We start from the raw sequence: 13,314 nt of genomic DNA, 5'->3' as shown, positions 1-13,314 counted from the left end.
CCCGTACCCCGCACGCCCCCGAGCCCGCCGTCACGCCCACACCGGCAGCCGGGCCGGAACCCGATCCGGACCAGGTGCCCGGCGGTGCCGCCTGGCCCGGTCAGGCGGACGGAGCGGAGGAACCTCAGCCCGCCGCCCCCGAAGGCGGCGGCTCGTGGGACACCGGCGGAGCCACCGGCGGCGGCCCCGCCACCGCGCTCGCCGCCGAACGCGCCCGTCAGGCCCGTATCGTCGTGGTCGGCGCCGTCACCGAGCGATGGGCGCCCGAGCAGGCGGGCCCGGTCCACGAGAACTGGCGGCTGGCGCCCCCGGTCGGCCCCGCCGCCGATCTGTGGGCGCTCGGCGCGCTGCTGTTCCGCGTCGTGCAGGGCCATGCCCCGTACCCGGAGGAGAACGCCGCCGAGCTGGTGCAGATGGTCTGCGCGGAGGCGCCCGCGTACGCGGAGGAGTGCGGTCCGCTGCGCCCCGTCGTCGAGTCGCTGATGCGCCAGGACCCCACCGAGCGCCCGGACTTCGAGGAGCTGCGCGGCTGGCTGCGGTCGCTGATCCGGTCGGCGCCCGAGCCGGACGTCGGCAGCAGCACGGTCACGGTGCCGTCGATCGGGTCGGGCGGGGCGTCCGACCCCCGGCGGCTGCCGATCGTCCGCAGACGCGGCTGGCTGGTGCGCAGGGGCCGGGGCCGCCGCCCCGCCGCGGCGGGCGGGGCGGCCGTCGGCCACGCCCGGCACAGGCGGGACAAGCGCGAGAAGCGGGAGAGACCGGAGGTCCGGCAGGCGCCGGCGGCACCCACCCAGCGCAGGCCGCGCAGGCTGGGCCGCATGCTGTTGCTGCTGATCCTGCTGGCGCTGGCCGCGGCGGTGGCCTACGCGATGCTGTTCATGCCGCGCGACAAGGACGACGACGGCGCGGACCGTACCGGTTCGGCCGGTGCGACGAGCGCGGCGCCGCACGACCCCGGAGCCGGTGACGACGGCGGGGACGCCGGAGGGTCGGCGGACTCCGGCGACCGGGAGCCGCAGTCCACCGACCCCGCCGGGCTGGAGAAGGGGTTCGCGGTCCGCAAGGACCCCAAGGGCTTCAAGGTCGCCGTGCACGAGGGCTGGACCCGCCGGGGCGAGAACGGCCGCGGCCAGATCCGGTACATCGGCGGCGACTTCGAGCTGGTGGTCGTGGCCGGGCGGGACAAGGCGTCCGAGTTCGGCGCCGACCCGATGGCGTACCAGCAGGACCGCGAGGCCGAACTGTCCGCCTTCCGCGGCTCCTCCTGGGCCTCGTCCTCGGGGCTGCGGCGGATCGACGTCGGCCGGACGGCGATGGCGGAGGGCGCGTTCAGCTGGCGCGACAGCAGCGGGCGGAACGTGTACGCGCGCAATCTCGCGATGCTGATCGACGGCCGCTACCACGTGGTCCTGGTCATCGGCCCGTCCGACGAGCGCGCCGCGGTCAACCGCTACTTCGAGCAGGCCACGGCCACGTACAGCACGACCACCGGCTAGGTGGTGCCGTCCCGCCGAGGTTCGCCCCGGTGCCGGGACAGGGCCTGTGCGCCGTCCGGTGACGGTGCCGGGGGGCCCTGGGTGCCGTCCTGTGCGGTCTTCTGAGGCGGGTCCTGCGGTGCATTCTGCGCGGTCTTCCCGGGCGGGCTCTGGGGTCTGTCCTCCAGTGACGGCTCCTCGGGCGGGCTCTGGGGTCTGTCCAGTGACGGCCCCTCGGGCGGGCCCTGGGTGCCGTTCCGTGCGGGCTCGTTGGGCCGCGCCCGGGTGCCCTGGGCGCCGCCCGGCGCGAACCGTTCCCGCAGCCGGTACTTCAGCACCTTCCGCAGCGTCGCGTTGCGGGGCAGGGCGTCCACCACCTCGAGCCGCTCCGGCAGCTTGTGCACCGACAGCCCCGCCTCCCGCAGATACGCCACCACCCCGCCGAGCGTCAGCGGCCCCGCCCCCGCCGGCTGCTCCACGACGGCGCAGACCAGCTCACCCCGGTCCGGGTCGGGCAGGCCGATCACCGCCACATCAGCCACGTCCGGGTGCTGGTACAGCAACTGCTCGATCTCCTTGGCCGAGATGTTCTCGCCCTTGCGGATGATGATGTCCTTGGCGCGGCCGGTCAGCACCAGATGGCCGCTCTCCGTGAGGCGGCCGAGGTCGCCGGTGTGGAAGAAGCCGTCCGCGTCGAACGCCTTGCGCGTCTCGGCCTCGTCCAGATAACCGGCGCAGACCGCCTCGCCCCGCAGCCGCACCTCCCCGTCCACCACCCGGATCTCCATGCCCCGCGGCGGCCGGCCCTCGGTGGTGGCCAGGTTCTCGTCCGTGTCGTCCGGCGAGCCCATGGTGATCATGGGGACTTCGGTCATGCCGTAGCCGTGGGTGAGCGTGCAGCCGAGTTCCCGTACGACCTCGTAGTACAGCTCGGGCGGTTTGGGGGCGCCGCCGCCCGCGAGGAGCCGCAGGGTGGGGATGAGCGTGCGCGAGGGGTCCTTGCGCTGTTCGGCCAGGAACATCGTGTAGAAGGCGGTGCTGCCGCCCGCGACCGTCACCCCGTGCCGGCGGTAGGCGGCCAGCGACTCCGGCAGCGAGAAGTGCTCGAACAGCACGGCGGGGAAGCCGTGGAGCAGCAGCATCACGGTGTAGTCCGGCCCGGCGACATGGGCGTACGGGAAGGCCATGGACCCGACGTCGTCCGGGCCGAGCCGCAGCGCGTGGGCGAGGCAGGCGCCGGCGGCGATGAGGCTGCGGTCGGTGTGCAGCACGCCCTTGGGGTCGGAGGTGGTGCCCGAGGTCCAGTAGATCCAGCGGACGGCCCGCCCGTCGGCGGGCGGTGGCGGCAGCCGCAGGGCCTTGGGGTCGGCCACCGGCAGCGTGTCGTACGCCTCGAAGACCAGTGGCGGCTCGGGCAGTTCGGCGGCGAGCCGGCGCGCCATCGCGGTGTGGTCGAAGCCGCGCCAGCGGCCGGGCACCGCGAAGAACCGCGCCCCGGACTCGCGGAGCGCGAACCGCACCTCGCGGTCGCGGTAGGAGGGGATGAGCGGGGTCTGGACGGCGCCGAGGCGGGCGAGCGCCATGGTCAGCACGACCGTCTCGATACGGGTGGGCAGCTGCCAGGCGACCCGGCTGCCGGGGCGTATCCCCAGCCGGTACAGACCGGCGGCGGTCCGCTCGGCGCGGGTGCGCAGGGCGCGGAAGGTCAGCCGCCGGTCGTGGCGGGCGGAGGCGGCGGCCTGCAGCAGGGCGGGGGCGTCGGGGGTGAGCGCGGCGCGGCGTTCGAGCAGCTCCCACAGCGTCGCCGATCCGTCGAGCTCATGCGCGATGTCGGTCATCCTGGCCTCCTGTGGGCTCAAGCTGACGGCTCATCAGATCGTGGCGGAAGCGTAGAGCCGCGCGCCTTGTCGGTCCAGGGGGCGCGGGCTAGCCTGCGGATGCCGCCTTGTCTGACGGGCCATCAGGAAAGGGAGGTCGGTCGCTGATGGATCTGGCGTTCACGGAGGACGAGGAGGACTTCCGGCACCGGCTGCGCGCCTGGCTCGCCGACGCCCTGCCCAAGCTGCCGGACCCGCCGCACCCGGCCGATTGGCCCGGTCGCCGCGCCTATGACTGCGGCTGGCAGCGCATGCTCCACGACGCGGGTTACGCCGGGCTGCACTGGCCCGAGGACGCCGGTGGCCGGGGCGTCACCCCCACCCAGCATCTGATCTTCCTGGAGGAGACCGAGCGGGCCGGTGCGCCCTATGTGGGCGCGGGCTTCGTCGGGCTGCTGCACGCGGGCCCCACCATCGCCGCCGAGGGCACCCCCGAACAGCGGGCCCGCTGGCTGCCGCCGATCCTGCGCGGGGACGAGGTCTGGTGTCAGGGGTTCTCCGAACCGGACGCCGGCTCCGACCTGGCCTCGCTGCGCACCCGGGCGGTGCGGGACGGCGATGCCTATGTCATCAGCGGAAGCAAGATCTGGACCTCGCACGCCGAGATCGCCGACTGGTGCGAACTCTTGGTGCGCACCGCGCCGCTGAACGCCGACACGCCGAAGCACCGGGGCATCACCTGGCTCGCGATGCCGATGGACGCGCCCGGGGTCACGGTCCGGCCGCTGCGGACCCTCGCCGGGACGGCGGAGTTCGCCGAGGTGTTCCTGGACGAGGTGCGGGTGCCGGTCACCAACCGGGTCGGGGCGGAGAACGACGGCTGGCGGGTGACCATGGTGACCCTCTCCTTCGAGCGCGGTACGGCGTTCGTGGGCGAGGTGGTCGCCTGCCGACGGGTGCTGGAGGCGCTGGCCCGGACGGCGAAGGCCGGCGGACGCTGGGACGACGCCGTGCTGCGGCGCCGGTTGGGGCGGCTCGCGGCGGAGTGCGCGGCGCTGTGGCGGCTCACCCAGTGGAACGTGAGCGAGGCGCAGCGCACCGGCGGAGTGCCGGGCGTCGGCGGCTCGGTCTTCAAACTGCGCTTCTCCCAGGTGCGGCAGGAGCTGTACGAGGCGGCCGCCGAGGTGCTGGGGCCGGACGCGCTGGACGCCGGTCAGGAGTGGGTCGCGGACCGGCTCTCGTCGCTCTCGTACACGATCGCGGCGGGAACCTCGCAGATCCAGCGGAACATCGTGGCCGAGCGGATCCTCGGTCTGCCGAAGGGGCGGTGAGCGGGGCCGTGGACTTCCAGCTCACGGACGATCAGCGGGCGCTGAAGGCGGGGATGCGCGAGCTGCTGGAGCGGCGCTTTCCCCGTTCCCGGCTGCGGGCGGCGGTGGACGGGGAGGCGGAGCGGGGTGCGGAGGTGGACCGGGAGCTGTGGCGGGAGCTGGGCGCGGCGGGGCTCTTCGCGCTGCGGGTGCCGGAGTCGGCGGGCGGGGTGGGATTGGGGCTGCCGGAGGCGGTGCTGGCCTTCGAAGAGGCGGGCCGGGCGCTCCTGCCGGGCCCGCTGGCGGCCACGGAGCTGACGGCACACCTCTCGGCGGCGGGGCGGTTGGCGGACGGGGATGCGGCGGCAGGGTCGCTGGTGGCGGGCGCGGTCCGGGGCGAGACGGTGGTGACGGCGCTGGATCAGGGGGGCGCGCTCGTCGAGCATCTGGCCTCGGCCGACGCGGTGCTGGCGCTGGGGGCGACGGCTGTCGAGGTGATTCCGGCCGGGGCGGTGGCGCGTTCGGCGGAGTCGATACGGTCCGTGGACCCGGCCACCCCGCTGCACCGGCCCGCGCCGTACCGAACGGCGCCGCACGGAGCAGCGCCGCAACGGGAGGCACCGCAACGCGGGGCGCCGCACGGAGCAGCGCCGCAACGGGAGGCGCCGCAACGCGGGGCGCCGCACGGAACAGCACCGACCCGGGTGGCACCGCAACGGACCGCGGTCGCGGGGACGGGCGCTTCGGGGGAGGCCACTACCGGGGTGGCTGCTTCCGGGCCGGCCGCCCGGTTGCGCCGTGAGGCGGCGCTGCTGACCGCGGCGCAACAGCTGGGCAGCGCCTCCCGTACGGTCGAGCTCGCGGTGGAGCATGCCAAGCGGCGCACCCAGTTCGGCCGTCCGATCGGCGCCTTCCAGGCCGTACAGCATCTGTGCGCGGGGATGCTGGTGCGCGCCGAATCAGCCAGAAGTGTGGTGTACGCCGCGGCGGTCACAGAAGAGCCGGGTGACATCGCCGCCGCCAAGCTGCTGGCCGATGAGGCGGCTGTCCGCAATGCCCGTGATTGTCTGCAAGTCCACGGTGGGATGGGCTTCACCTGGGAGTCGGATGTCCATCTGCATCTCAAGCGCGCCTGGGTGCGGGCAGGTCAGTGGCAGTGCGCCGCGGAGGCGGAGGAGGAGCTGGCGGCCGGGCTCTTGTCGACCGTTGGCGCATGTTTGTAGCCGAGCTCTATGGATACGCCTGAATTGTTGGGATGTCGCATGCTCTGGGGATATCCCCAGAGCCTCCGAGGTGACCGAGCGTTGATACCGGGTTGTTTCCTAGGAGTGACTCGTCACAGGGCGGAGTCGGGCCCGGGCTCGGGTACTCTCCGTGGGGTGCGAGCGCTTAAGGGGTGCGAGAAGCCCGGCGTTGCCCATGGGGCGACTCCGGGCATGCCGACGTACCCCGTTCGCCCGGGGTGTGCGACGCCCGGACCGTGGTGTTCGAGTCCCCAGGACGTGTGTCGCACAGTATGCCCCACGCATACTCCTTGGCGCTGGAATATGACTGAAGCGCTTGTTGGGGTGACTGTACGTCAACCATGCTGGCTCGCAAGGGGGCACCTCCCAGCGGTGGCTGGGGGAGAGTCACGGTCTGTGACCTCTTGGAGGTACAAGGCGATGTGTCTGCCGGTTCGGATGGTGTGAGCGGTGCAGGTGCTTCAGGTGCAGATGGAGGTCAGGCCCGACCCGGCGGAGGTGAGTCGTGCCCGTCGGTGGGCCCGCTCGCGGCTCGTCGGATCCGGGATCGGGGCCGACGAGCCGCTCGCCGATACGTTGATCCTTCTCATCTCCGAACTCGTCACCAACGCCGTCGTGCACACGGGCTGTCCGGCCGTGCTGCGGATGCTCTTCCCTGCCCAGTCCGCGGGCAGTGGCGGAAACGGCGGTGGTGGGAACGGCAGCGGTGGGAACGGCAGCGGTGGCGGTGGGGCCTCGGGGCCGTTCGCGGGACGGGGGCCGGGCCTGGGCACGGTCCGGGTCGAGGTCGCCGACGCCAGTGACCGCGCGCCGCGCCAGCGCTGTGCCACCGAGGGGGACACCCATGGGCGCGGGCTGGAGCTGGTCGACGGACTCGCCGACCGATGGGGCTGGCAGCCGGAGGGCGCCGGAAAGCGCATCTGGTGTGAGATCGACCGCGCCAAGGGCGAGGAGCCCCTTTCCAGGAGGCGGGCCGCTTCCCCGGCCGCATCGCACCTCGGGCGAACCCGGCAAAGTCCAGACCAGGTGTTGACGTGACGTGTTCGGTTGATCACTCTAGGATCAGCGATTCGTCGCGAGGGGACGCCGAGGGCTGTGGTGTCCGCGTGGGCCTTGCGTTCACGGGGACGTTCCTTGGCGAGTGCGGGTCGCGCCCCCGCTGCTGAAACAGGGCTCAGCGCCGGGAGCCGGGCGGCGGTGCGCGGTGCCGTGCTCGGGGCGCGCATGAGCGCACCGCCGCCCGAGAGAGACCGGCCCGCCCCCCTCCCGGGCGGCACGCGTCGCCCTTCACAGGCGGCACGCGCCACCCCTCCCGGGCACATGCGCCGCCCGGCGCGGGCGTCAGAGGTCTCAGGAAACCGCCATGGCGTCGGTCTCGAGGGGCCGTCACGGCGCCAGGGGCCTCACGTCAGGGGTGTCACGGGGTGTCACGGCGCAGGGGTGTCGCGCCGCCAGGGGTGTCACGACGTCACAGGATCGCCACCGGTGCGACCGGCGCGCCCGTGCCGCCGACGAACGGTTCGGGCGGGGCCGACAGCAGAAAGGCGTAGCGCCCCTCCTCGGCGCAGGCTTCGGACAGCTCCTCCAGATTCCAGTTCTGCCCCTGGAGCATGCCCATCTCGACCAGATCGAGGGCGTGGACCGGCATCCAGAGGTCCGCGATCTCCGGCGGGAAGACCTCGAAGGTCAGCGTGTCATTGGCGACCGCCGCCACGTCGCGGGCGTGGAACCACTCCGGCGTGTGCAGGGACAGGCCCGGTGAGGGGAAGGCGTACGCCTCCTTCTCGCCCGCCAGATACCGCTGGATCTGCCCGGTCCGGACAAGCGCGATATCGCCGGGGCGGACCTTGGCCCCGGCCAGTTCCTCGGCGACGTCGAGGTCTTCGCGGGTGACGGTGTGCCCCTCGGGCAGCCGCCCGACGCCCCGGGCCCGCGCCACATCGAGGAGCACCCCGCGCGAGACGATGGGCCCCGCCTTCTCGATGCCGCTGAAGGCAGCGCGGTGATGGGTGGTGATGGAGTCGGCGGGGCGGCCGTTGTAGATCCTGCCGGAGTGCGAGACATGGGCCAGCCCGTCCCAGTGGGTACCGGCCTGCAGCCCCATCGTCACGGCGTCGTCGCTGGTCGCCACCGTGCCGGGGCCGAACATCTCGAAGTTGACCGCGATCATCGTGTGCAGCGGGTTGACCCGTCCGGGAATCATGCCGGTCTGGATGCCGTCCTGCCGCAGCGGCACCGCGAGCGCCACCCGACGACCGGTCCGTACCGTCGCGGCGGCCTCCCGGACCACGGCATCGGTGATCAGGTTGAGGGTGCCGATCTCGTCCGTCGCCCCCCAGCGGCCCCAGTTGTTGACGCGTTCGGCGATCTCGTGGAACTCGGCTGGCAGCGGCATGGCGTCCCCTTCGTCGTTCCCGGTCGACGTTTGTGCCCGAGGGCTTGTACTCGGGCCGCGTCTGCTCAAAAATCTAACGGTCCGTCAGAAACTCCGGGAGGGGACGCGACGTGGGCAACTTCTTGGACGGCAAGGTGGTCGCGGTCACCGGGGCCGGACGCGGTATCGGACGAGCGGTGGCCCTCGCCTGCGCGGCCGAGGGGGCACGGGTCGTCGCCAATGACTACGGGGTGTCGATCGAGGGCGGAGAACCGAGCAGCGAGGTCGCCGAGGCCGTGGTCAAGGAGATCGCGGCGGCGGGCGGTGAGGCCGTCGCGGTCGCCGACGACGTCTCGACCATGGCCGGTGGCCAGCGGATCGTGGACACCGCGCTGGAACGGTACGGACGGCTGGACGGGGTCGTCTGCGTCGCCGGGATCCTGCGTGAGCGGATGCTCTTCAACATGTCCGAGGAGGAGTGGGACCCGGTCGTCGCCACCCATCTCAAGGGCACCTTCACGGTCTTCCGGGCGGCGTCGGCGGTGATGCGCCGCCAGCGCTCGGGAACCCTCATCGGCTTCACCAGCGGCAACCACCAGGGCAGCGTCGCCCAGGCCAACTACGCCTCCGCCAAGGGCGGGATCATCTCCCTGGTGCGCAGCGCCGCGCTGGGGCTGCACAAGTACGGCGTCACGGCGAACTGTGTCGCACCGGTCGCCCGCACCCGGATGTCCGCCAACGTGCCGATGGAGCTCAAGGAGATCGGCGAACCGGAGGACGTGGCGGCCCTGGTCGTCTATCTGCTGAGCGAACGCGCCCGTGCGGAGCGGATCACCGGCCAAGTCTACACGATCGCGGGTCCCAAGATCGCGGTCTGGGCCCAGCCCCGTGAGCTGCGGGCCGGGTACGCCGAGGGCGCCTGGACCCCGGAGAAGATCGCCGATTTCCTCCCGGGCACGGTCGGCACCGACCCCATGCCGCTGCTGGCCCAGCTGGAGGCCATGGCCCAGGCAGCCGCCACCGGCCGGCGCCCCAACGCCTGACGCCGGAAAACGGCGGGGCGCGCCGGGAGGACCACCCAGCCTCCAGGAGGGGAGAGACTGTGGACTTCGCTTTCGGGCCGGAGGACGAGCGGTTTCGCGCCGAGGCGCGCGACTGGCTGGCCGAGCACTTCACCGGACCGTTCACCGTCCTCGAGCAACAGCCCGGCGGCCACCCCGGCGAGGGGCGCGGCGACATGGCCGCCCGTCGCGCCTGGGAGCGTGAGCTCGGCACGGGCGGCTGGATCGGCGTCGGCTGGGACCGTACGGACGGGGCGTACGGAAACCGCGCCGCGACGCTGACCCAACAGGTCGTCTGGGCCGAGGAGTACGCCCGTGCCGGGGCGCCCGGCCGACTGGGGCACATCGGCGAGAACCTCCTCGCGCCCACCCTGCTCGCCCACGGCGACTCCGCACAGCGCGCCCGCTTCCTGCCCGCCATCGCCCGCGGTGAGGAACTGTGGTGCCAGGGCTACAGCGAACCCGACGCCGGCTCGGACCTCGCCGGGTTGCGGACCCGCGCCGTCCGCGACCCGGCCGCGGGCACCTATCGCATCACCGGGCAGAAGATCTGGACCTCCCTCGCCCATGAAGCCGACTGGTGCTTCGTGCTGGCGCGCACCGAGGAGGGCTCACAGCGCCATCATGGACTCTCCTTCCTGCTGGTGCCGATGGACCAGCCGGGACGTATCGAGGTGCGGCCGATCCGGCAGCTGACCGGGACCGCGGAGTTCAACGAGGTGTTCTTCGACGGGGCCGTGGCCCGCGCCGAACACCTCGTCGGCGGCGCGGGCCACGGCTGGCGCGTGGCCATGAGCCTGCTCGCGGTGGAGCGCGGGGTCTCCACCCTGGTCCAGCAGATCGGTTTCGCCCAGGAACTGAGCCGGGTGGTGCGGCTGGCGCTGGAGACCGGCGCCGCGGAGGAGCCCGTACTGCGTGACCGGCTCGTACGGCAGTGGGCCGAGCTCAAGGCCATGCGCTGGAACGCCCTGCGCACCCTGGGCGCCGCGCAGAACCCCACCCGGAGCCCGGTGCGGGACCCCGCCGGGAGCCCGGTGCGGGACCATGCGCAGGATTCCGCCGGGAGCCCCGTGCGGGACCACACGCAGGACCCCGTGCAGGACCCTGCCGGGGGCCGCGTACCGGACCATGCCCGGAACGCCGCTCCGCGGAGGGCCGCCCTCCATGACCTTCCCCCGCGGAACGCCGGCCCCCAGTTCCCCGGCTCACGCGATCCCGGCCCGCGGGACCCTGGCGCGCCCAGTGTCGCCAAGCTGCTGTGGGGCGGCTGGCACCAGCGGCTCGGCGAACTGGCCGTGCAGGTCAGAGGCGCCGCGGCCGCGCTCGGCCCGGAGCGCTGGACCGCAGGCCGACCGTACGAACTCGACGCCTTCCAGCGTCTCTTCCTGTTTTCCCGCGCCGACACCATCTACGGCGGTTCGGACGAGATCCAGCGCACCATCATCGCCGAGCGCGTACTTCACCTCCCCAAGGAATCACGCCGATGACGAAGACCTACGCGCACTGGATCAGCGGCTCGTGGCGGGCTCCCGGGAACGGGCACTACCCCGTCGTCAACCCCGCCACTGAGGAAACCGTCGGCCATGCCCCCGAGGCCGACCGGGCCGATGTGGACGCCGCGGTCCGGGCCGCCCGCGCCGCGTACGACGGCTGGTCGCGCACCGCCCCCCGGGAGCGCGCCGCCGTACTCGACAGGGCCGCCGATCTGCTCGCCGAGCACACCCCGGACCTGGTGCCCCTCGTCCAGGCGGAGACCGGGGCGACGCTGCGCGTCACCTCGTCCCTCCAGGTGCCCCCGGCGATCGACCGCTTCCGCCGCTATGCGCGCGGCGCCCTCGAACCGGACACCGTGCCGCTCGCCCCGCTGCCCGTGGGCGCCACCCCGCTGGCGCCCGGCGGGCTGGTCGGAGCGGCCGCGGTCCGCCGCCCTCTTGGTGTCGTCGGCTGCATCACCTCCTACAACTTCCCTCTCACGAATCTCGCGGGCAAGGTCGCCCCGGCCCTGGCCATGGGCAATACGGTCGTGGCCAAACCCGCGCCGCAAGACCCGCTGTGCTGTCTTGAACTCGGCCCCCTGCTGAAGGAGGCCGGGCTCCCGGACGGTGCCTTCAATGTCGTCACCGGCTCGCACGCGGCCGTCGGCGAGGCGCTGGTCGCGCACCCCGGTGTCGACATGGTCAGCTTCACCGGATCCACCGCCGTGGGTAAGAAGATCGCCGAATCCGCGGGGAGGTCGATGAAGCGCACCCTGATGGAACTGGGGGGCAAGGGCGCGGCCATCGTCCTGGGGGACGCCGACGAGCGAGTGATCGCGTCGGCGGTCGGGGCGGTCGGTTCGACCTTCTCCTTTCACAGCGGTCAGATCTGCACGGCTCCGACCCGGGCGCTCGTCCATCGATCGCTGTACGAGAAGGTCATCGCCGCACTCACACACTACGCACAGTCACTGAAGATCGGGGACCCTGTGGATAACTCCACGATCGTCGGTCCACTGATCTCCGCCGCGCAGCGCGACCGCGTCGAGGCATATGTCTCCGGCGCCCGTGAGCAGGGCGCCCGGATCGTCACGGGCGGTCAACGCCTCGCGCACAAGACCGGCTTCTACGTCGCCCCCACCCTCATCGCCGACGCCGACCCCGCCATGACCGTCGCGCGGGAGGAGTTGTTCGGCCCGGTCGTCGTGGCCCTGCCCTTCGACGACGAGGACGAGGCGGTGCGGATCGCCAACTCCACCCCCTACGGCCTCCACGACTACGTCTTCAGCGCCGACGCGGGCCGTGCCTGGGCCCTCGCCGCCCGTCTGCGCAGCGGGAACATCGGCATCAACACCGTCCAGCGGCACCCCGAGACCCCGTTCGGCGGCTTCAAGGAGAGCGGGGTCGGCCGTGACGGCGGCTCGTTCGGCCTGCACGCGTACAGCGAACTCCAGTCGCTGGTCTGGGTCTCCTGAGGAAGCGGGAGGGTGATGAGGATGAGAGGCGTCATCTTCGACGGTACGGCGCCGCGCGTGGTCGAGGACCTGGAGGTGCGCGGCCCCGGCCCCGGCGAGGTGCTGGTGCGCATCGCCGCCGCGGGCCTGTGCCACAGCGATCTGTCGGTCGTCGACGGCACCATCCCCTTCCCCCTCCCCGTCGTGCTCGGCCACGAGGGTGCGGGCGTGGTCGAGGAGGTCGGGCCGGGCGTCACCCATGTCGCACCCGGCGATCACGTGGCGCTCTCCACCCTCGCCAACTGCGGCACCTGCGCCGACTGCGCGCGGGGCCGCCCCACCATGTGCCGCTCGGCGATCGGCCGGCCGGCCCGGCCCTTCCGGCGCGGCGACGAGCGGCTGTACGCCTTCGCCTCCAACTCCGCCTTCGCCGAGCGCACTCTCGTCACCGCCGTCCAGGCGGTGAGGATCCCCGAGGACATCCCGCTGGTCTCCGCCGCCCTCATCGGCTGCGCCGTCCTCACCGGAGTCGGCGCCGTGCTCAATCGCGCCAAGGTGGACCGCGGTGAGTCGGTCGTCGTCATCGGCAGCGGCGGCGTCGGGCTCAACGTGCTGCAAGGGGCCCGGATCGCCGGGGCGTCCCCCATCGTTGCCGTCGATTCCAACCCGGCCAAGGAGCCGATGGCCCGGCGCTTCGGCGCGACCCACTTCGTGCCCTCCACCGACGCCGTACGGGAGATCCTGCCGACCGGCGCGGACCACGCCTTCGAATGCGTCGGCTCCACCCAGCTCATCCGTCAGGCCCTCGATCTGCTCGACCGGCACGGCCAGGCGGTGCTCCTCGGCGTGCCGCCGGCGGACGCCGAGGCGGCGTTCCGCGTCTCGACCATGTATCTGGACAAGTCCATCCTGGGCTGCCGCTACGGCTCCGCACGGCCCCAGGCCGACATCGCCCTGTACGCCGGCCTCTACCGGCAGGGGCTGCTGCTGCTGGACGAGCTGGTCAGCAGGACCTACCCGGTGGAGGACTTCGCCAAGGCCGCCGACGACGCCCACCACGGCCGGGTGGCGCGGGCCGTGCTCACCTTCTGACGGCCCCGGTCC

At 72.9% G+C, this 13,314-nt stretch carries 9 protein-coding genes and 1 pseudogene; 8 read left to right on the top strand and 2 right to left on the bottom strand.

The window, feature by feature from the left end:
• Positions 1-1,496, top strand: a 1,496-nt coding sequence (locus AXW62_RS29995; protein WP_502688785.1) for a serine/threonine kinase C-terminal domain-containing protein, incomplete at its 5' end; no start/stop codon positions are given.
• A 287-nt stretch (positions 1,497-1,783) separates the two neighbouring features.
• Here the strand turns inward: AXW62_RS29995 and AXW62_RS29990 are convergent.
• Positions 1,784-3,313, bottom strand: a pseudogene (locus AXW62_RS29990) (AMP-binding protein); the annotation flags it as partial.
• Positions 3,314-3,459: 146 nt separating this feature from the next.
• Here AXW62_RS29990 and AXW62_RS29985 point away from each other — a divergent pair.
• The 3 genes from AXW62_RS29985 to AXW62_RS29975 all read left to right on the top strand — a co-directional run bounded on the left by AXW62_RS29985 (position 3,460) and on the right by AXW62_RS29975 (position 6,884).
• Entirely contained in the window at positions 3,460-4,623 is a 1,164-nt protein-coding gene (locus tag AXW62_RS29985; protein WP_060947273.1) for an acyl-CoA dehydrogenase family protein, read from the top strand.
• 8 nt (positions 4,624-4,631) lie between these two features.
• Positions 4,632-5,825 carry an acyl-CoA dehydrogenase family protein gene (locus AXW62_RS29980; RefSeq protein WP_060947276.1) on the top strand — a complete coding sequence of 398 codons (1,194 nt, stop codon included), beginning with the start codon at positions 4,632-4,634 and terminating at the stop codon, positions 5,823-5,825.
• A gap of 471 nt (positions 5,826-6,296) precedes the next feature.
• On the top strand, positions 6,297-6,884 hold the full coding sequence (locus tag AXW62_RS29975; RefSeq protein ID WP_060947272.1) for an ATP-binding protein: 588 nt from the start codon (positions 6,297-6,299) through the stop codon (positions 6,882-6,884).
• 430 nt (positions 6,885-7,314) lie between these two features.
• Here AXW62_RS29975 and AXW62_RS29970 read toward each other — a convergent pair whose 3' ends face one another.
• Positions 7,315-8,241, bottom strand: a complete 927-nt coding sequence (locus AXW62_RS29970; protein ID WP_060947271.1) for a cyclase family protein — start codon at positions 8,239-8,241, stop codon at positions 7,315-7,317.
• A 110-nt stretch (positions 8,242-8,351) separates the two neighbouring features.
• Between AXW62_RS29970 and AXW62_RS29965 the strand changes: the two genes are divergently transcribed.
• From AXW62_RS29965 to AXW62_RS29950, 4 genes are read left to right on the top strand one after another with little or no spacing between them, the layout of a single operon-like run.
• Positions 8,352-9,263, top strand: coding sequence for an SDR family NAD(P)-dependent oxidoreductase (locus tag AXW62_RS29965; RefSeq protein ID WP_060947270.1), 912 nt, complete (start codon positions 8,352-8,354; stop codon positions 9,261-9,263).
• 59 nt (positions 9,264-9,322) lie between these two features.
• Entirely contained in the window at positions 9,323-10,768 is a 1,446-nt protein-coding gene (locus tag AXW62_RS29960; protein WP_060947269.1) for an acyl-CoA dehydrogenase family protein, read from the top strand.
• On the top strand, positions 10,765-12,231 hold the full coding sequence (locus AXW62_RS29955) for an aldehyde dehydrogenase family protein (protein ID WP_060947268.1): 1,467 nt from the start codon (positions 10,765-10,767) through the stop codon (positions 12,229-12,231). Before AXW62_RS29960 ends, AXW62_RS29955 begins: the two co-directional genes overlap by 4 nt.
• A 21-nt stretch (positions 12,232-12,252) precedes the next feature.
• Positions 12,253-13,302 carry a Zn-dependent alcohol dehydrogenase gene (locus AXW62_RS29950; protein WP_060947267.1) on the top strand — a complete coding sequence of 350 codons (1,050 nt, stop codon included), beginning with the start codon at positions 12,253-12,255 and terminating at the stop codon, positions 13,300-13,302.
• Positions 13,303-13,314 lie beyond the last annotated feature (12 nt).

The sequence above is a fragment of the Streptomyces hygroscopicus subsp. hygroscopicus genome, from assembly GCF_001553455.1.
Classification (GTDB): Bacteria; Actinomycetota; Actinomycetes; order Streptomycetales; family Streptomycetaceae; genus Streptomyces; species Streptomyces hygroscopicus.
The sequence above is the reverse complement of the archived record's forward strand: the minus strand, read 5'-3'. Positions and strand labels throughout refer to the sequence as shown.

What these genes read in the sequence shown, in the direction of transcription:
- AXW62_RS29985 (WP_060947273.1), top strand. Translation starts at nt 3,460, where the DNA reads ATGGATCTGGCGTTCACGGAGGACGAGGAGGACTTCCGGCACCGGCTG.
- AXW62_RS29970 (WP_060947271.1), bottom strand. Translation starts at nt 8,241, where the DNA reads ATGCCGCTGCCAGCCGAGTTCCACGAGATCGCCGAACGCGTCAACAAC.
- AXW62_RS29955 (WP_060947268.1), top strand. Translation starts at nt 10,765, where the DNA reads ATGACGAAGACCTACGCGCACTGGATCAGCGGCTCGTGGCGGGCTCCC.
- AXW62_RS29950 (WP_060947267.1), top strand. Translation starts at nt 12,253, where the DNA reads ATGAGAGGCGTCATCTTCGACGGTACGGCGCCGCGCGTGGTCGAGGAC.